We start from the raw sequence: 17,796 nt of genomic DNA, 5'->3' as shown, positions 1-17,796 counted from the left end.
GCCGAGCCGGTGCCGGGCCGGGCGCCGCGCGTCGAGGGCGCCACCGGAGGCCGCCACTTCGCCCTCGCGATGGCCTACAGCCTGCTGATCTTCGTCCCGACGAGCCTGTTCGTCACGGCGACGCACCCGCAGTGGGCGACGCTGCAGCAGACCTCGCACCTCTCGCACGGCGCCCTGACGGCCCTGGCCGCCGGCGAGGCCGCGCTGACCGCCGCCGGCTTCCTGATCACCCGCGGCCTCCTGGTCGCCGGGCGGATCCGGTGGGCGGCCTGCCAGGTGATCCTGGCGAACCTGCTGATGTTCCTGGCGGTCGTGCACGGCCCGGACGGCGACGGCTGGAAGCGGTTCCTGTCCACCGACCGGGCCGACTACCGGGCGTTCCCGCCGTCCCTGAACACCCGGGACCTCGGCGCGATCACCGGCCACGTCGCGGACTTCCTCACCTCCGGCCTCGCCGCCGCCCTCTACGTCACCGGCGCCCTCGCGCTCGGCGCGCTCGGCCTGATCATGGGCGTGCTGCACCAGTTCGGGCTGACCGACGCCAGCGCCGACGGCCCCGGCCCGCTGCGCGCCGCGCTCGTCGCCGGGTTCGTCGGCGGCGGCGCGGCGATCGTCGCGGTGCTGACGTCGGCGCTGGTCGACGGGCTCGGCTGGGTCGCGCTCGCCGCGATCGTCCCCGTCCTCTGGGTCGCGATCATCGCGCGGGGCGCGTTCGCCGCCGTCGTCGCCGCCGACCTCGCGCTCCCCGCCGAGCAGGACGCCTGACCGGCCGGGGGCCGCTCCCGATCAGCCGCCCCCGATCAGCCGACGGATGTGTACGCGACGACGCCGCGGCGCATCGCGTCCATCGCCCGGCGGGCCGTCTTGCGCAGGTGCGAGTTCTCCGGCGCGGCGTCGACGACCTGCCCGAGCAGGTCCAGCAGCTGCTTGACCGCGCGGACGAAGTCGCCGGCGGTCAGGTCGCTCTCCAGCAGCACCTCGTCGAGCTCGTCGCCCTTCGCCCACCGGTACGCCGTCCACGCGAACCCCAGGTCCGGCTCGCGCAGGAACGACACCCGGTTGTCGCGCTCGACGGCCTCCAGCTCGCCCCACAGCCGCACCATCGCCGCCAGCGCGTCCTGCGACGGGCCCGTCGGCGTGCGCGGCGGCGCCGCGTCGTCGGGCTGCCGCGACTCGTACACCAGCGCCGACACGCACGCGGCCAGCTCGGCGTGGTCGAGCTTGTCCCACAGCCCGGCGCGCAGGCTCTCCGCGGTCAGCAGGTCCAGCTCGTTGTAGATCCGGCCGAGGCGGCGGCCCTCGGCGGTGACGTCGTCGCCGTCGAGGTAGCCGAGCTGCTGCAGGACGGCGCAGACCCGGTCGAACGTCCGGGCGATCACCTGGGAGCGGCCCTCGACGCGGCGCCGCAGCTGCTCGGTCTCCCGGTCGAGGCGGTGGTACCGCTCGGCCCAGCGGGCGTGGTCCTCGCGCTTGTCGCAGCCGTGCACCGGATGGGCGCGCAGGTCGGCGCGCAGCCGGGTGATCTCGGCGTCGTCGGCGGCGGCGTCACCGCGGGTGCGGCGCCGCTCCCGCACGTCCTCGGGCACCTTGTTGCGCAGCGTGGACGCCAGGTCGCGGCGGTCCTGCGGGTTGCGGGGGCTGAACGACTTCGGGATGCGGATCCGGTCGACGGGCTCCACCGCCCGCGGGAAGTCCTGGATGGACAGCCGCTGCACCGACCGGTTCACCGTCAGCACCAGCGGCGCCGGCCCGTCGGAGCGGCGCCCCACGCCCGGGTCCAGGACGACGGCGAGGCCCGACCGCCGCCCCGACGGCACCAGGATCACGTCGCCGGGCCGCAGGTGCTCCAGCGACTTCGCGGCCTCCGCGCGCCGCGCCGACGACCGCTCCCGGGACAGCTCCGCCTCCCGGTCCGACAGCCGCCGCCGCATCGCCGCGTACTCCATGAAGTCGCCGAGATGGCATTCGGCGGCCTTGGCGTACCCCTCCAGCGCCTCCTCGTTCTTGCGGACCTGCCGCGCCAGGCCCACCACGGCCCGGTCGGCCTGGAACTGCGCGAACGACTCCTCCAGCAGCGTCCGGGCCCGCTCGATCCCGACCGCGCCGACCAGGTTCACCGCCATGTTGTACGACGGCCGGAAGCTGGAGTTCAGCGGGTAGGTGCGGGTGCCGGCGAGGCCCGCGACCGACGCCGGCTCCACGCTCGGGCCCCACACCACCACGGCGTGGCCCTCCACGTCGATGCCGCGGCGCCCGGCCCGGCCCGTCAGCTGCGTGTACTCCCCCGGCGTCAGGTCGACGTGCGCCTCGCCGTTCCACTTGTCGAGCTTCTCGATCACCACGGTGCGGGCCGGCATGTTGATGCCGAGCGCGAGCGTCTCCGTCGCGAACACCGCCTTGATCAGCCCGCGGGTGAACAGCTCCTCGACGATCTCCTTGAACGTCGGCAGCATCCCCGCGTGGTGCGCGGCGACGCCCCGCTGCAGCGCCTCCAGGAAGTCGCCGTAGCCGAGGATCCGCAGGTCCTCCGGCGAGATGTCGGAGGTGCGCAGCTCCACGTGCGCGCGGATCTCCTCGGCCTCCTCCTTCGAGGTCAGCCGGATCCCCGCGTGCAGGCACTGCAGCACCGCCGCGTCGCAGCCGGCGCGGCTGAAGATGAACGTGATCGCCGGCAGCAGCCCCGCCCGGTCCAGCCGCTCGATCACGTCGGGGCGGGCCGGCGGCCGGAACCGCTGCGGGCGCGGCGCCCGGCGGCGGCCGGTGCGGCGCCCCTGGTTGACCTTGGCGCGCCGGACCTCCTCCACCGCCATCCGCGTCAGCTGCGGGTTCAGCCGGGCCTGCCGGTCCTTGCCCTTGCCGGTGTCGACGAACAGGTCGTACAGCCGCGTCCCCACCAGCATGTGCTGGAACAGCGGGACGGGCCGGTGCTCGTCCACGATCACCGCGGTGTCGCCGCGGACCTCGTGCAGCCACTCGCCGAACTCCTCGGCGTTGGACACCGTCGCCGACAGCGCCACGATCCGCACCGAGTCCGGAACGTGGATGATCACCTCTTCCCAGACGGCGCCGCGGAACCGGTCGGCGAGGTAGTGCACCTCGTCCATCACCACGAACGCCAGCCCCGCCAGGGTCGGCGACTGCGCGTACAGCATGTTCCGCAGCACCTCCGTGGTCATCACCACGATCGGCGCCTCGCCGTTGACGCTGTTGTCGCCGGTGAGCAGCCCCACCTTCTCCGGACCGTAGCGGCGGACGAGATCGGCGTACTTCTGGTTCGACAGCGCCTTGATCGGCGTGGTGTAGAAGCACTTGGTGCCGCCGGTGAGCGCCAGGTGGACCGCGAACTCCCCGACGACGGTCTTGCCGGAACCGGTGGGCGCCGCGACCAGCACGCCGCTGCCGCCCTCCAGCGCCCGGCACGCCTCGATCTGGAACGCGTCCAGCTCGAAGTCGTACAGGGTGCGGAAGTCCAGCAGGGCAGGGCCGTTCCCTGCGGTGCGCGCGCGGTAGGCCGCGTACCGCCCGGCCGGGCTGTCCGCGGCCTGCGCGGTGTCGGGGGAGGTCATGACATCGAGCCTACGGTTTCGACCGGCCCGTTTCCCAATTCGGGACGCCTTTTCCCACGCGTCCCTCGAAGACGCACGCGCAACGGGCCGCGGAGGGCCGGGAGACGGTCAGCGGGCGCGGCCGCCGCCCTCCAGCTCCGCGTCGATCGCCTCCAGGTCCAGGGGCGACGCCTCGTCGTCGGACAACTCCGCGTCGGGATCGGGCCTGCGGACCTTGCGGCGGTCGTGGAAGAACGCCAGCACCTCGGCGATCTCGAACAGCACCACCGTCGGCACCGCCAGCGCCAGCATCGTGAACGGGTCCTGGCTGGGCGTGGCGACCGCCGCGAACACGAACACCCCGAACACGATCAGCCGCCGCGACTTGCGGATCCGCTCGTGGGTGAGGACCCCGGCCAGGTTCAGCATCACCACGAACAGCGGCAGCTCGAACGTCAGACCGAAGATCAGCAGCATCGCCTGGGCGTACCCCAGGTAGTCCTGGATGCCGACCAGCACCTTGGTGTCGCCCGGCGCGAGCCCGATGAAGATCTTCAGGCCCTTGTCCATCGTCAGGTACGCCAGCGCGGCGCCCGCGAGGAACAGCGGGACCGCCGCACCCATGAACGTGTACGTCCAGCGGCGCTCCCGCTTGTACAGCCCCGGCGCCACGAACGCCCAGATCTGGTACAGCCAGATCGGCGACGACAGCACCGCGCCGACGATCAGCGCGACCTTCAGGTGCACGAAGAACCCGTCGAAGATCCCGTGGACCACCAGGTCGCACTCGCCGCCCAGGCAGTGCTCCTGCGGGATCCGCGTGTAGGGCTTCTGCAGGAACTTCCAGATCGGGTCGAACAGCAGCCACGCCACGATCCCCCCGGCGACGAGCCCGAGGATCGCCTTGATCAACCGGTTGCGCAGCTCACGCAGATGATCCATGAGCGGCATGCGGCCGTCGGGCGCGGTGTTCTGCCTGGGCTTCATGACGGGCTTTCGGGCTCGGTTCGGCTGGGGGTGTGCGACCTGGTCGGGCTGGTCAGCCCTGGCGCATCCGGCCCGGGTCCGACACCGGCACGCCCTCGATCGGCTCACCGGACGCCAGCGCGCCCCGGTTGCGCTGCGCGCCCTCGGCGGCGGCCGCCTCGCGCTCCAGCCGCGCCGCCTCCTCGCGCAGCCGCGCCGCCTTGTCCCGCGCCTCCGACGACGGCTCGGCGGCGGCCGGACCGGCCTTGGCGTCCTCGGAACCGTCGTCGTGCAGGCCCTTGGTCTCGGCCTTCAGGATCCGCGCCGACTTGCCCAGCGACCGGGCGAGCTGGGGGAGCTTCGCCGATCCGAACAGCAGCAGTACGACCACCAGAATGATCAGAATCTCGGGCGTACCCAGTCCAGCCATGACAATCCTCTTCAGCAGGGGTCCTCAGGACGATCGTACGCCGTCCTGGGGCGCTTGTGGCACTCGTGCGTCCTGGAGTTCGGACAGTTCATCGCGCAACGCCGACTGTTTGGGCGCCAGCCGCCGCCTGGTGCGCTCCAGTTCACGCCCGAACCGCCGAACGCCCAGGTACACGCGGAACGCGCACCAGGCGAGCACGGCCAGGCCGACGAAGCCCAGCGACACCGACACTCCAACCCACGACACGCCCGCCACGGTAGCCGATCTCCCGGCGCGGCGCCCCACCGGCACGGCCCGAGCGCGCCATCCCCCGCACCCGCCGAGGCCCGAGGCTCGCGGAAGAGCGGACGGTCACGCCATCCCGTACAGCGCCAGCGCGCGGGACGCGTCGTCGCGGACGTCCTCGGCCAGCGCCTCCGGCGACACCACCCGGCCCTGGTCGCCCAAACGCAGCGCCAGGCCCCGCACCCACCGCGTGTCCGGCGTGCGCAGCACCACCCGCAGCCGCCCCTCCCCGAGCTCCTCCACGCTCTCGCACGGGTAGTAGTCGGCCACCCACCGGCCGCGCGCCGTCAGCTCCAGCGTCACCGCCACGTCCTGCGGCGACGGCCGGAACAGCCCGGCGTCCACGTCGATCGGCTCCGCCTCCTCGGGCACCTCCGCCGGCACGTCCAGCACCGTCAGATCGAAGATCCGGTCCAGCTTGAACAGCCGCACCGCCTCCGCCCGGCGGCACCACCCCTCCAGGTAGGTGTTGCCCTCCACCACCAGCAGCCGCATCGGGTCCACGTCCCGCTCGGTGTTCTCGTCCCGCGCCGGCACGTAGTACCGCAGATGGACGCGGCGGCCCTGCGCGATCGCGTCCCGCAGCGTCCCGAGGCCCGTGCGCGCCGAGTCCGCCGACCCGCCCCGCGCGTCGACCTCCACGGCCACCTTGCTCGACACCGCCGCCGCGGCGCCCGCCGCCGACTCCAGCTTCGCGATCACCCGCGACAGCGCGTCCCGGTCGTGCAGGTCCGGGATGCCCGCCAGCATCCGCAGCGCCACCAGCAGCGCCGACGCCTCGTCCACCTTCAGCCGCAGCGGCCGCGCGATCGACTCCGCCTCCGCCACCGTGATCTCCCCGCCCTCGTAGGACAGGTCGATCGGGCAGTACGGGTCCGGCGCGCGCAGCTCCACGCACCACAGCAGGTTCAGGTCGTCGATCAGCTGCTTCTCGGTCACCCCGAACGCCGCCGCCGCCTCGCCGAGCAGCACCGAGTCCCGGTTCACCACGTACGGCACCAGCGCCAGCAGCCGCGCCAGCCGGTCCGTCGACGTCGTCGCCGGCGCCTTCGCGGCCTTCACCGCCGCCTTCACCGGCGCCTTGCCCGTCCTCGCGTTCATCGCCCCGCTCACCCCAGCACCGACTTCAGCTGCTGGATGACCGCCTCCCGCAGGTCCGGCGGATCCAGCACCACCACGTCATCGGCGAACCGCGCCAGATACGGCGCGAACCGCTCCACGTCACGGAAGGTCAGGACGGCCTCGTCCCACTCCCCGTCCCCCACCGGGCGCACGTCCCGCGCCCACCGCCGCGGCCCCTGCGCCGCGCCGGCCCGCAGCCGCACCGTCGCCGGCCGCGGCTCGGTCACCGGGTCACCCCAGTCGAACGCGATCTTCCGCACGTCCACCCCGTCCGGGACGGTCACCGACCCGTCCGGGCCGTCCGGCGCCACCTCGCCGACGATGCGGCTCAGCCGGAACACCCGCTCCTCGTCGCGGTCCCGGTCGAACCCCACCACGTACCAGCGGCCCCGCCGCGACACCACGCCCCACGGCTCCAGGTGCCGCCGCGCCACCGACGTCCGGCCGATCCCCTGGTAGTCGAACGCCACCGGACGGCCGTCGCGGACCGCCTCCCACAGCGCCGGGAACGCCGGATCGCCGGTGTTCACCCGCGGCTCCACCCCCACCGCCGTGGCCACGTCCGTCTCCACCCCGGCCGCCCGCAGCTTCAGCAGGGCGCCGGAGGCGGCCTCCGCCATGCTCGCGCGCTGCCACACCCGCGCCGCCAGCCCCAGCACCGCCGCCTCGTCCGGCGTCAGATGGATGTCGGGCAGCTCGTAGGCCTGCGGCGGGATCCGGTACCCGATCTCCTCGCCGCCCCCGCCCTGCTGGTCGCTGCCCACCTCCAGCGGCACGCCCAGCTCGCGCAACTCCTCCTTGTCGCGCTCGAACATCCGCTTGAACGCCTCGTCGGAGTCCGGGTAACCCGGCACCGCCCGCCGGATCTGCTCGGCGGTCAGATAGCGCCGGGTGGCGAGCAGGCAGACCACCAGATTCAGCAGGCGCTCGGTCTTGCGCCGCGACACTTCGCCACCAACCCCTTCCGCGGAGCCTCGCGCTCCGCCCCTCCGCTCCGCGACCTCCGGCGGCCCCGGCCGGGCCGACGGCCCGATCACGCCCCCGCCCGTCGCCCAGGACGCTACCGTTTCCCGGTGTGATCCGATGGCGCAAAGGCACAGTAGAGGGCATCCGCCGCGAATGGCCGGGGGCGGTCGAACTCGACGTCGTGATCGGGGACGACGGCGCGCACCGCGCACTGGCCTACCCCGACCTGGTCGGACGCCCCGAACCCGGCGACACCGTCCTGCTCAACACTACGGCCTTGGCGCTGGGCCTCGGCACCGGCGGCTACGCCATGGTCGTCGCCGTCCCCGACCGGCTCCCGCCCGACCCGACCGGCCCCGGCCACCTCGTCAAGGCCCGCTACACGCCCCTGCAGGCCACCGTCCTCGGCGCCGACGAGCAGGACTCCCCGCACCACGAGACGCTCCGCGACGCCGACTCCCTCGGCGGCATGCCCGTCGTCGTCGCCGACCTGCACTCCGCGCTCGCGCCGATCCTCGCCGGCCTGCTCGCCGCGCGCCCCGGCGCCCGGATCGTCTACCTCATGCCGGACGGCGGCGCGCTGCCGTCCTGGTTCTCCATGTCAATCGCCCGCCTCAAGGACGCCGGCGCCCTCGCCGCCACCGTCACCGCGGGGCAGGCGTTCGGCGGCGACCTGGAGGCCGTCACCGTCCACACCGGCCTCCTCGCGGCCCGGCTGGTCCTGGACGCCGACGCCGTCGTCCTCGCCCAGGGCCCCGGCAACCTCGGCACCGGCACGAAATGGGGCTTCTCCGGCGTCTCGGCGGGCGAGGCCGTCAACGCCGCCTCCATCCTCGACGGACGCCCCGTCGCGTCCCTGCGGGTCAGCGAAGGCGACAAGCGGGAACGCCACATCGGCGTCTCCCACCACTCCCTCACCGCCTACGGCCGCGTCGCCCTCGCCCGCGCCGACGTCCCCGTCCCGGAACTCGGCGGCGCGTTCGGCGCCCGCGTCGCGGCCGAGGCCGCCCCGCTCGGCGACCGCCACGCCCTCGTCCCCGTCCCCGTCGACGGCCTCCACGACACGCTCAGGGCCGCGGAGAAGGACTGGGGCGTCCGCCTGTCCACCATGGGCCGCCGCCTCGACGAGGACCTCGCCTACTTCCTCACGGCCGCCGCCGCCGGCCGCCACACCGCCGCCCTCCTCGGCTGACCGCCGCGGAGCCGGCGGACGCCCTCACAGCACCGCCGGCTCCGTGACCGCGGACCCCTTCTCCTCAGCGCCCGCCGTCGCCTCAGCGGCCTCGTGCGCCGCGGCCTCCTCGGCCGTGTACGACGACGAGAACGTGAACGCGCGGGGCGACGGCCCCTGCGCGCGCAGCAGGTCCAGCCGCTCCAGCGCCTCCTCCACCGTCGGGACGTATCCCGCCGGGATCCACCACAGCACCATGTGCGCCTCGACGTGGCGCCGGAACCACTCGCGGCGACGCCGCAGCGTCTCCAGGTGCGCGGTGCGGTAGACGAAGTCCCACAGGGCCTCCTGCGACTCCCACACCGAGTAGTTGATGATCACGTCGTCGCCGGCCGGGCGCATCCCCGTGGCGTCCGGCCGCCCCTCCTCGACCAGCCGCCACACGAACCCCGGGGCGCCGTCGGCGAGCGCGTTCACCGGGTCGAGCATCGCCACGAAGTCCGCGGTCCGCGGGTCGTCGAGCGGGTACCGGAGCGTGCCCACGTTGAACTGGGCGAGGTGGAAGCCGGCGCGAAGATCCTCATGAGCGGTCATGGCGTCACTCCACCACGCCCGCCACTTCTATGTCAATCCTCATTGTTTTTAGAAGGTTCGGCCACCACGCAGCACCACCCCGGCCGCGCGTCCATCCGCACCCGCACCCCCTCCGAGCCCTCCACCAGCCCCTCCAGCAGCGCCAGGTTCATCCCGCACACCAGCGGCGGGAACCGCTCCGCCACCGCGTGGAACGGGCAATTGCGCATCCGCAGCACCACCCCACCGCCGTCGCCGGCCTCGGCGCTCTCGGCGTCCTCGCGGACCGGCTCGTAACCGCGCTCCTCCAGCACCTTCGCCAACGCGTCCAGATCACCGCACGGCGCCCCCGCCGCCAGCGCCGCACCCTCACGCCGCGCCGCCTCCCGCACCTCCCGATCCAGCCCCGCCCGCTCCGCCGCCTCCGCCAGCAGACCCGCCGCCGTCCCGTAATCCCGCGCGGGCAACGACACCCCGCGCTCCACCGCCGACCGCCGGTACACCTTCGCCGGACGCCCCGCCCCCGGCCCCGAACGCCCCGACAACCGCCGGCTCCCCGCCTCCAGCAGCCCCCCGTCCACCAACTTGTCCAGATGGAACGCCGCCAGCGTCCGCCCCACCCCCGCGGCCTCCGCCGCCTCGTTCCGCCCCACCTCGCGGCCCCGGCCCACCACGAACTCGTACAACCGCCGCCGCACCGGATCCTGCAGCAGCGCCACCGCCTCGATGTCCTCCACCCCGCCATTCTAAGAACAGCGCGGATAGACCATAGAAACGCGCGACGGCCGCCACCGGCGACGACAACGCCCCGGCGACGGCCGGCCGACCGACCATCCGACTACGTCAATGCGCGCCCAGCAGATCCACCACGAACACCAGCGTGTCCGACCCCCGGATCCCGTACTGAGCCAACCCCTTCGCCCCGTACCCCAGCGACGGCGGCACCACCAGCAGCAACCGGCTCCCCACCCGCTGCCCCAGCAGCGCCTGATCCCAGCCCTTCATCACCTGACCCGTCCCCACCACCACACCGAACGGATGCCCCGCCGACCACGACGAATTGAACACCCGCCCATCACGCCAGAAATACCCCGCGTACTGCGTCGCCAGCAGCTGCCCCTTCCGCAGCACCGGCCCATCCCCCCGCACCAGCGTCCGCACCTGCAGCCTCTTCGGCGCCGCCGCCTTCGGCACCGTCACCACCGGCGCCTGCCCCGCCGGCGCGTCCGACACCCTCGGCAACGACGGATCGTCCAACGGCGCCTGCTTCACCCCATGCGGCCCCGCCTTCCCCGAATACACCCCCAGCACGTCCAGCACGTACACCAGCGTGTCCCCCGACCCCACCTGATGCCGCGCGTCACCCGCCGCCCCGAACCCGTCCTTCGGCGGAATCCGCGCCACCACCCGCGACCCCGCCCGCGCCCCCTCCAACGCCTTCACCAGACCCGGCACCAGCTGCCACGTCGAGAAGAACCCCGGACGCCCCTCCGCATAACTGCTCGCCAGCAGCTTCTTCCCCGACTTGTTCCAGCGGTACCCCACATAGTCCGCCATCACCAGATCACCCTTGCGGGCCGCCGTCCCCTTCCCCTCCTTCAGCGTCTTCACCGCCAGCGACCCGTCCGGACCGCCCTTCGGGAACGACACCTCCGGCAGACGCCCGAACGCGCCCTTCACCGACACCTTCACGTCCGAACCGGACGAACACCCCGCCACCAGCGGCACGGCCAGCACGGCGACGGCGGGCAAAGCGACGACACGACGGAGAACACGACGGCGCATACGGGTCCTTCGAGGGGTGATGAGCGCTGCTGCGCGCTCACCCTACCCCTCAAGTGACCAGCCGGTAGCGCACACCACGCGAGTCGCACCGGCACCACCCGCCCCGGGCGCCGCCGCCCCCGCGACGGCCCCGGAACCGGCCGTCACATCCCCGCGATCAGCTTGTCCACCCGCTCGTCCACCGACCGGAACGGATCCTTGCACAGCACCGTCCGCTGCGCCTGATCGTTCAACTTCAGATGCACCCAGTCCACCGTGAAATCGCGCCGCTTCTCCTGCGCCTTCCGGATGAACTCCCCCCGCAGCCGCGCCCGCGTCGTCTGCGGCGGCACCGACTTCGCCTCGAAGATGTCCAGATCCCGCGACACCCGCTCCACCGACCCCCGCTTCTCCAGCAGGTAGTACAACCCCCGATCACGATGCACATCGTGATACGTCAGATCCAGCTGAGCCACCCGCGGCGACGACAACGGCAGATCGTACTTCCGCCGGTACCGCTCGATCAGCTTGTACTTCATCACCCAGTCGATCTCCCGCGACACCAGATCCAGATCGCCCGTCTCCACCGCCCGCAGCGTCCGCTCCCACAGATCCAGCACCCGCTTCGCCGTCGCGTCCCCGCCCCGCGAGTCCACGAAGTCCCGCGCCTTCCCGAAGTACTCCTTCTGGATCTCCAGCGAACTCGCCTCGCGCCCGTTCGCCAACCGCACCTTCCGCCGACCCGTCATGTCGTGACTGACCTCCCGGATCGCCCGGATCGGGTTCTCCAGCGTCAGATCACGCATCACCACCCCCGCCTCCACCATCCGCAGCACCAGGTCGGTCGCCCCGACCTTCAGCAGCATCGTCGCCTCGCTCATGTTCGAGTCACCGACGATCACATGCAGCCGCCGGAACCGCTCCGCGTCCGCATGCGGCTCATCCCGCGTGTTGATGATCGGACGCGACCGCGTCGTCGCCGACGACACGCCCTCCCAGATGTGCTCCGCCCGCTGCGACACGCAGTACACCGCACCCCGCGGCGTCTGCAGCACCTTCCCCGCACCACAGATGATCTGCCGCGTCACCAGGTACGGGATCAGCACGTCCGCGAGCCGCCCGAACTCCCCATGCCGCCCCACCAGGTAGTTCTCGTGGCAGCCGTAGGAGTTCCCCGCCGAATCCGTGTTGTTCTTGAACAGGTAGATGTCGCCGGCGATGCCCTCCTCGCGCAACCGCCGCTCCGCATCCACCAGCAGACCCTCCAGGATCCGCTCCCCCGCCTTGTCATGCGTCACCAGATCCACGACGCTGTCGCACTCCGGCGTCGCGTACTCCGGATGGCTCCCCACATCCAGATAGAGCCGCGCACCATTGCGCAGGAACACGTTGCTGCTCCGGCCCCAGGACACCACCCTGCGGAACAGATAGCGCGCCACCTCGTCCGGTGACAACCGCCGCTGACCGCGGAAGGTGCAAGTGACGCCGTACTCGTTCTCAAGCCCGAAGATGCGCCTGTCCACACCAAGACCCTATGCGGCCCGGCCCCGACTTGGCAGTCTCAAAAGCCCACCGTTTCCCCCACGAAACAAACCCGCCGCGGCCGGACGGCACCACACCACCCGGCCACGACGGGCCAAACTCACCCCGGCGCCACAATCCCCCGGCGCCGCCGACAGCGCGTCAGTCCTCCCCGCCGTCCTCCACCACATCGTCCACATCGTCCACCGACGGCCCCGCCTTGCCCGCCGACGACACCCCCGGCGACCCCGAACCCGAACCTCCGTCACCCGCCGCCAGCAACTCCTCGATCCGCCGCGCCGGCAACCGCCGGAACAACCGGTGCTCCCGGTTCCGGTCCAGCACCGCCACCTCCAGCGACTTCGCCTCCAGCCGCCGATCCGAGTCCTGCGCCTCCAGAGCCCGCACCGCCGTCCGCAGCGCCACCTCCAGCGACGCCCCCTCCTCGTAGCCGTCCTTCAGCGCCTGCGCGACCGACTCCGTCTGACCCCCCATCGCCACATAACCGTGCTCGTCCGCCACCGACCCGTCGAACGTCAGCCGGTAGATCTGGTCCGTGTCCGCGTCCTCGCCCACCTCCGCGACGACCAACTCCACCTCGTACGGCTTGTTCGTCTCGGTGAAGATCGTCCCCAGCGACTGCGCGTACACGTTCGCCAGACCCCGCGCCGTCACATCACGACGGTCGTACTGGTACCCGTTGATGTCCGCGTACCGGACCCCGCCCAGCCGCAGATTCTCGAACTCGTTGTACTTCCCCACCGCCGCGAACGCGATCCGGTCATAGATCTCACTGATCTTGTGCAGCGCACGCGACGGATTGTCCGCCACGAACAGGATGCCGTCGTCGTACTGCAGCACCACGACACTGCGGCCACGCGCGATCCCCTTGCGCGCATAGTCCGCCTTGTCCTTCATCTGCTGTTCGGGCGACACATAGAACGGCATGGACACCGGTCGGATCCCTTCTATCGCAGCGGGGCGGTCGGACCGCCCGGCGAGTCGTAACGTCCATCCACGACGGCCTGCGCCAACGCGCCCACCTCGTCCTCACCCAGCCGGCGGTACCCCTCCGACGTCACCGACGCCACCACCGGGAAGATCCGACGCGTCAGATCGGGGCCGCCCGTCGCCGAATCGTCGTCGGCCGCGTCGTACAGCGCCTGCACGCACGCCAGCGCCGCGTCCTCCGCCGACAGATCCGCCCGGTACAGCTTCTTCAGCGCACCCCGCGCGAACACCGACCCCGAACCGATCGAGTGGAAGTCCCGCTCCTCGTACCGGCCGCCCGCCGGATCGTAGGAGAAGATCCGCCCCCCGTCCCGCTCCTCGTCATAGCCCGCGAACAGCGGCACCACCGCCAGCCCCTGCATCGCCATCGCCAGGTTCTGCCGCACCATCGTCGCCAGCCGGTTCGCCTTGCCCTCCACCGACAGCGTCCGGCCCTCGCGCTTCTCGTAATGCTCCAGCTCCACCTGGAACAGCCGGACCATCTCGATCCCGATCCCGGCCGTCCCCGCGATCGCGATCGCCGAGAACTCGTCCGCCCGGAACACCTTCTCGATGTCCCGCTGCGCGATCACGTTCCCCGCCGTCGCCCGCCGGTCCCCCGCCATCACCACCCCGCCGGGGAAGCTCACCGCGACGATCGTCGTCCCATGCGGGATCTCATCCCCCACCGGCGACGCCGGCACCGTGCGCCGACCCGGCAGCAACTCCGGCGAGTACACCCCCAGGAACTCCGTGAACGAAGACGTATCCGGGCTCGTGAACAGCCCCGGCAGACGTCCGGTGTGCGAATCGTGGGACGCCACGCGACTCCCTTCCCTCCACCAGGCGCCGGTGACCCTCGCATACCCCACCGGCGCAGACTCCTACGACCCTACTGTTCAACCCTCTCCCGGCGCATGCCGCGTGATCCACCACCACGTAAGCCCACGGCGAACCTTCCCCGCGAAAGCCCGTCCACCCGCACATAACGCGCGCGCACGGCAACCCGGCCGTGCGCGCGTGTCGCCCCACGCTCCGTACTCCTGGGGCGATCAGGAGTAGACGAACGCGCCGTCCTCGTCCGACCCGACCCACGTAGGCATGTCGAGCTCCTCGTCGAACGGCAGCGTCTCCTTGCGGTACCTGCCGTCCTCCTCCCAGAGCTCCTTCCAGCCGCCCTTCGGCACCGTCGTGGGATCGACGTCCGGAACCGTCAACGCGAGCCGCGTCCCGCCGTCCGCCGTGGGAACCGTCCGCACGAGCCGCCCCTCCACATAGTCCGCAGCCCGGCGAAGGGTGATGGGGTCGTCGCGCAACTGCCCCATGCCGCTGTTGCACCCGGTGCAGGCCAGTCCGCGCACCGCTCCAGTGGCATGATCATGGTCGACATGCTCCGCCGGGTTGTCGCAGCAGATGGCGCAGTTCCCGCCCTGCAGCTTCAGGAGCCACCTGGCGTCCTCGTCGTTGATCCCGTACTTCTGCCGCAGGTGGTAGTGCCGCGCCGACTGCAGGCTGTCCCCGCGCGTCCGCCAGAACGGGTCCCAGCGGACGCGCTCCGGCCCTCCGAAGACCGGAGCACCGATCTCGATGCGCATCCGCCGCGCGTGCGAGCCGCGCAGTTCCAGGTAGTCGGCCGCTAGGCGCAGCACGGCCGGGTCGTCGTGGAACTGGCCAAGCCCGCCGTTGCACTTGAAGCACAGGATCCGCCGGACCAGGCCGGTGAGGTGGCTGTGGTCGACGTGCTTCGCCGGCGCCCGGAGGCAGATGACGCAGACGCCGCCCTGCTCGGCGACCATCCGCTCCACCTCCTGCTCGGTCACCCCGTAGCGGAGCTTGAGCAGGAAGTTGCGTTCGCCGCCGTATTTCACCTGTTTATGCTCTGCGATCACGCGATTGTGACATGGCTTGCAGTATGCGGAGAGACCGGACTTTCGCGACTGATTATTACCGAACTCGTCGACGTTCTTGACCGTTTCACACCGAGGGCAGTACTTCATCCCCTCCGGCACCTTGCGACGCCTCTGGTAGGGCTTCATGACCTTTCCGAGGCGCTCCTGCCTTCTGCGCTTCGAGGCCGCGTTCCGCAGACCGAAGCACTCCCTGCAGTACAGGGCGAGCCCGTCTGCGGACGCGGCCCGCTTGAAGAAGTCCGTGGCCGGCTTTGTCTTGCCGCAGTCACGGCACCTTTTATGAGACATGGGCGGGACTTTATCAGTCCGCCCACGCCTTTACTGCCTGTGAAGTTATTTAGAAGGAGGCGAACACATCGTTCTTCTCCAAATCGGACATACCAGGATCACTGGCCGCCTTTTTGGACAAATCCCCTTACGAATTCCTCGGCGTTCTCCTCGAGGACCTCGTCAATTTCGTCGAGAATGGAATCGACGTCGTCGGTGAGCTTCTCCTGCCGCTCCTGGACGTCTTCGGTGGTCGTGGCCTCGGTCTCCTCGACCTCTTCCGTGCGCCGGGTGGTCTGCTTCTGACCGCCGGTGTCCTTCGTGGCCATTCCGTACCTCCGCTTCTTGCCGGTACCCCGACCCTATCTCCGATCTTCGTAGACGAGCGGATCTTATGGTCCGTTTCGTCCGATCGCTCTAGGCGTCGGGGGCCTGATCCGGTTATCGCCCGTCCGCAGACCCGTGAAACAGGCAAAGCGGTCACGAAACCGCGACATCGCCCGTCACCGCAGGTCAGCACGGGGACGCCGCTCGATAGTCGCACTATCCAACGGGCGCCGTCCAAGATCCGGACGGCGCCCGCGTGTCAGCCCCTGGGAGGGGCTCCGCTCAGCTCTGGCCGGTCAGCGTGGCCACCAGCTCGGCGGCGGTGCGGCAGCGGTCCAGCAGGGCCCCCACGTGCTGCTTGGTGCCGCGGAGCGGCTCCAGGGTCGGGACGCGCTGGAGCGACTCGCGGCCGGGGACGTCGAAGATGACCGAGTCCCAGGACGCGGCCGCGACGGAGTCGGCGTACTGCCGCAGGCAGCGGCCGCGGAAGTAGGCGCGGGTGTCCTCGGGCGGGTCGTCGATGGCGTGCTCGACCTCGTCCTCGGTGACGAGGTGCTCGACGCGGTCGCGGGACGCCAGGCGGTTGTAGAGGCCCTTGTCGGGCCGGATGTCGGCGTACTGCAGGTCGACGAGCTGGAGGCGGGGGTGGGACCAGTCGATGCCGTCGCGGCTCCGGTAGCCCTCGAGGAGCGCGAGCTTGGCGACCCAGTCGAGCTCGCGGGACAGCTGCATGGGGTCGTCGCCGAGGCGGTGCAGGACGGACTCCCAGCGGTCCAGGACGTCCTTGGTCATCTCGTCGACGTCGGCGCCGTAGCGGTCCTCGACGTACTTGCGGGACTGCTCGAGGTACTCCATCTGGAGCTGGACGGCGGTCATCTTGCGGCCGTCGCGGAGGGTGAGCAGGTGCTTGCAGGACGGGTCGTGGGAGACGGCGCGCAGGGCGGCGACGGGCATGTCGACGGACAGGTCGACGGTGAGGAAGCCGTCCTCGATCATGGCGAGGACGAGGGAGGTGGTGCCGAGCTTGAGGTAGGTCGACAGCTCGGCCATGTTGGCGTCGCCGATGATGACGTGCAGGCGCCGGTACTTCTCGGGGTCGGCGTGGGGTTCGTCCCGGGTGTTGATGATGGGGCGCTTGAGGGTGGTCTCGAGGCCGACCTCGACTTCGAAGAAGTCGGCGCGCTGGCTGATCTGGAAGCCGTCGCCGCGGCCGTCGACGCCGATGCCGACGCGGCCGGCGCCGCAGACGACCTGGCGGGAGACGAAGAAGGGGGTGAGGTGCCGGACGATGTCGGCGAAGGGGGTCTCGCGGCGCATGAGGTAGTTCTCATGGCAGCCGTAGGAGGCGCCCTTGTTGTCGGTGTTGTTCTTGTAGAGCTGGATGGGGTGGGTGCCGGGGACCATGGCGGCGCGGGCGGCGGCGTCGGCCATGACGCGTTCGCCGGCCTTGTCCCAGATGACGGCGTCCCGGGGGTTGGTGCATTCGGGCGCGGAGTACTCGGGGTGGGCGTGGTCGACGTAGAGCCGGGCGCCGTTGGTAAGGATGATGTTGGCGAGGCCGAGGTCCTCGTCGGTGAGCTGGGTGGGGTCGGCGACCTCGCGGGCGAGGTCGAAGCCGCGGGCGTCGCGGAGGGGGTTCTCCTCTTCGAAGTCCCAGCGGGCCCTGCGGGCCCGTGCGGCCGATGCCGCGAGGTAGGCGTTGACGACCTGGCTGGAGGTCACCATCGCGTTGGCCCCTGGCTGCCCGGGTACGGAGATGCCGTACTCGGTCTCGATGCCCATCACCCGCCGAACACTCATATCGTCGAGCCTATCGGGGCCGGGAGGGTGGAGCCATGGGGCCGGTCTTTCCCGGGGCGTGTCGGGGTGGTTGGCGGGGTGTGGAACGGCAGGCGGCGGGCGCGCCGGGGTGGGGGCGGGCCGCCCCGGGGGCGTGGGGGGGGGGGGGTTTAGGGGTCA

The 17,796-nt window shown here is 71.4% G+C and carries 17 protein-coding genes; 2 read left to right on the top strand and 15 right to left on the bottom strand.

The features are described 5' to 3' along the window. The coding region (locus tag ABZ914_RS27310) for a hypothetical protein (RefSeq protein WP_500196712.1) at positions 1–765 on the top strand (765 nt) is incomplete at its 5' end. A 35-nt stretch (positions 766–800) separates the two neighbouring features. Here ABZ914_RS27310 and ABZ914_RS27305 read toward each other — a convergent pair. The 6 genes from ABZ914_RS27305 to ABZ914_RS27280 form a co-directional block, all read right to left on the bottom strand. After that, a complete protein-coding gene (locus ABZ914_RS27305) occupies positions 801–3,566 on the bottom strand; it encodes a DEAD/DEAH box helicase (RefSeq protein ID WP_500196711.1) in 2,766 nt (921 codons plus the stop codon). A gap of 108 nt (positions 3,567–3,674) precedes the next feature. Then, on the bottom strand, positions 3,675–4,496 hold the full coding sequence (gene tatC, locus ABZ914_RS27300; RefSeq protein WP_500196713.1) for a twin-arginine translocase subunit TatC: 822 nt from the start codon (positions 4,494–4,496) through the stop codon (positions 3,675–3,677). Between the two features lie 88 nt (positions 4,497–4,584). After that, positions 4,585–4,941 carry a Sec-independent protein translocase subunit TatA gene (tatA, locus tag ABZ914_RS27295; RefSeq protein WP_500196710.1) on the bottom strand — a complete coding sequence of 119 codons (357 nt, stop codon included), beginning with the start codon at positions 4,939–4,941 and terminating at the stop codon, positions 4,585–4,587. A 24-nt stretch (positions 4,942–4,965) separates the two neighbouring features. After that, positions 4,966–5,187: a hypothetical protein gene (locus ABZ914_RS27290; protein WP_347256729.1), complete on the bottom strand. Its 222-nt coding sequence runs from the start codon at positions 5,185–5,187 to the stop codon at positions 4,966–4,968. 105 nt (positions 5,188–5,292) lie between these two features. Continuing rightward, positions 5,293–6,327, bottom strand: coding sequence for a helix-turn-helix transcriptional regulator (locus ABZ914_RS27285; RefSeq protein WP_190857170.1), 1,035 nt, complete (start codon positions 6,325–6,327; stop codon positions 5,293–5,295). An 8-nt stretch (positions 6,328–6,335) separates the two neighbouring features. After that, positions 6,336–7,295 (bottom strand): WYL domain-containing protein, encoded by a 960-nt coding sequence (locus ABZ914_RS27280; RefSeq protein WP_190857172.1) that lies wholly within the window; start codon positions 7,293–7,295, stop codon positions 6,336–6,338. Positions 7,296–7,423: 128 nt separating this feature from the next. On the opposite strand from ABZ914_RS27280, the gene ABZ914_RS27275 reads away from it, so the two are divergent. Further along, a complete protein-coding gene (locus ABZ914_RS27275) occupies positions 7,424–8,506 on the top strand; it encodes a DUF3866 family protein (RefSeq protein ID WP_190857174.1) in 1,083 nt (360 codons plus the stop codon). A gap of 24 nt (positions 8,507–8,530) precedes the next feature. Here ABZ914_RS27275 and ABZ914_RS27270 read toward each other — a convergent pair whose 3' ends face one another. The 9 genes from ABZ914_RS27270 to dop all read right to left on the bottom strand — a co-directional run bounded on the left by ABZ914_RS27270 (position 8,531) and on the right by dop (position 17,637). After that, positions 8,531–9,079, bottom strand: a complete 549-nt coding sequence (locus tag ABZ914_RS27270) for a DUF3291 domain-containing protein (RefSeq protein WP_500196709.1) — start codon at positions 9,077–9,079, stop codon at positions 8,531–8,533. A gap of 32 nt (positions 9,080–9,111) precedes the next feature. Then, positions 9,112–9,795: a helix-turn-helix transcriptional regulator gene (locus tag ABZ914_RS27265; RefSeq protein WP_500196708.1), complete on the bottom strand. Its 684-nt coding sequence runs from the start codon at positions 9,793–9,795 to the stop codon at positions 9,112–9,114. A gap of 106 nt (positions 9,796–9,901) precedes the next feature. After that, positions 9,902–10,810, bottom strand: a complete 909-nt coding sequence (locus tag ABZ914_RS27260; protein ID WP_500196707.1) for an FKBP-type peptidyl-prolyl cis-trans isomerase — start codon at positions 10,808–10,810, stop codon at positions 9,902–9,904. 176 nt (positions 10,811–10,986) lie between these two features. Next, positions 10,987–12,345, bottom strand: coding sequence for a Pup--protein ligase (gene pafA / locus ABZ914_RS27255; protein WP_151592999.1), 1,359 nt, complete (start codon positions 12,343–12,345; stop codon positions 10,987–10,989). A gap of 160 nt (positions 12,346–12,505) precedes the next feature. Continuing rightward, positions 12,506–13,291: a proteasome subunit alpha gene (gene prcA, locus ABZ914_RS27250; RefSeq protein ID WP_241755663.1), complete on the bottom strand. Its 786-nt coding sequence runs from the start codon at positions 13,289–13,291 to the stop codon at positions 12,506–12,508. 20 nt (positions 13,292–13,311) lie between these two features. After that, entirely contained in the window at positions 13,312–14,157 is an 846-nt protein-coding gene (gene prcB, locus ABZ914_RS27245) for a proteasome subunit beta (RefSeq protein ID WP_190857182.1), read from the bottom strand. 228 nt (positions 14,158–14,385) lie between these two features. Next, the gene (locus ABZ914_RS27240; protein ID WP_500196706.1) at positions 14,386–15,201 is read right to left on the bottom strand and encodes an endonuclease VII domain-containing protein; all 816 of its coding nucleotides are present in this window, start codon (positions 15,199–15,201) and stop codon (positions 14,386–14,388) included. 428 nt (positions 15,202–15,629) lie between these two features. Then, positions 15,630–15,839 carry a ubiquitin-like protein Pup gene (locus ABZ914_RS27235; RefSeq protein WP_067638008.1) on the bottom strand — a complete coding sequence of 70 codons (210 nt, stop codon included), beginning with the start codon at positions 15,837–15,839 and terminating at the stop codon, positions 15,630–15,632. Between the two features lie 280 nt (positions 15,840–16,119). After that, positions 16,120–17,637: a depupylase/deamidase Dop gene (gene dop, locus ABZ914_RS27230; protein WP_500196705.1), complete on the bottom strand. Its 1,518-nt coding sequence runs from the start codon at positions 17,635–17,637 to the stop codon at positions 16,120–16,122. Positions 17,638–17,796 lie beyond the last annotated feature (159 nt).

Source organism: Spirillospora sp. NPDC046719 (assembly GCF_040645715.1).
Taxonomy (GTDB): Bacteria; Actinomycetota; Actinomycetes; order Streptosporangiales; family Streptosporangiaceae; genus Spirillospora.
The sequence above is the reverse complement of the archived record's forward strand: the minus strand, read 5'-3'. Positions and strand labels throughout refer to the sequence as shown.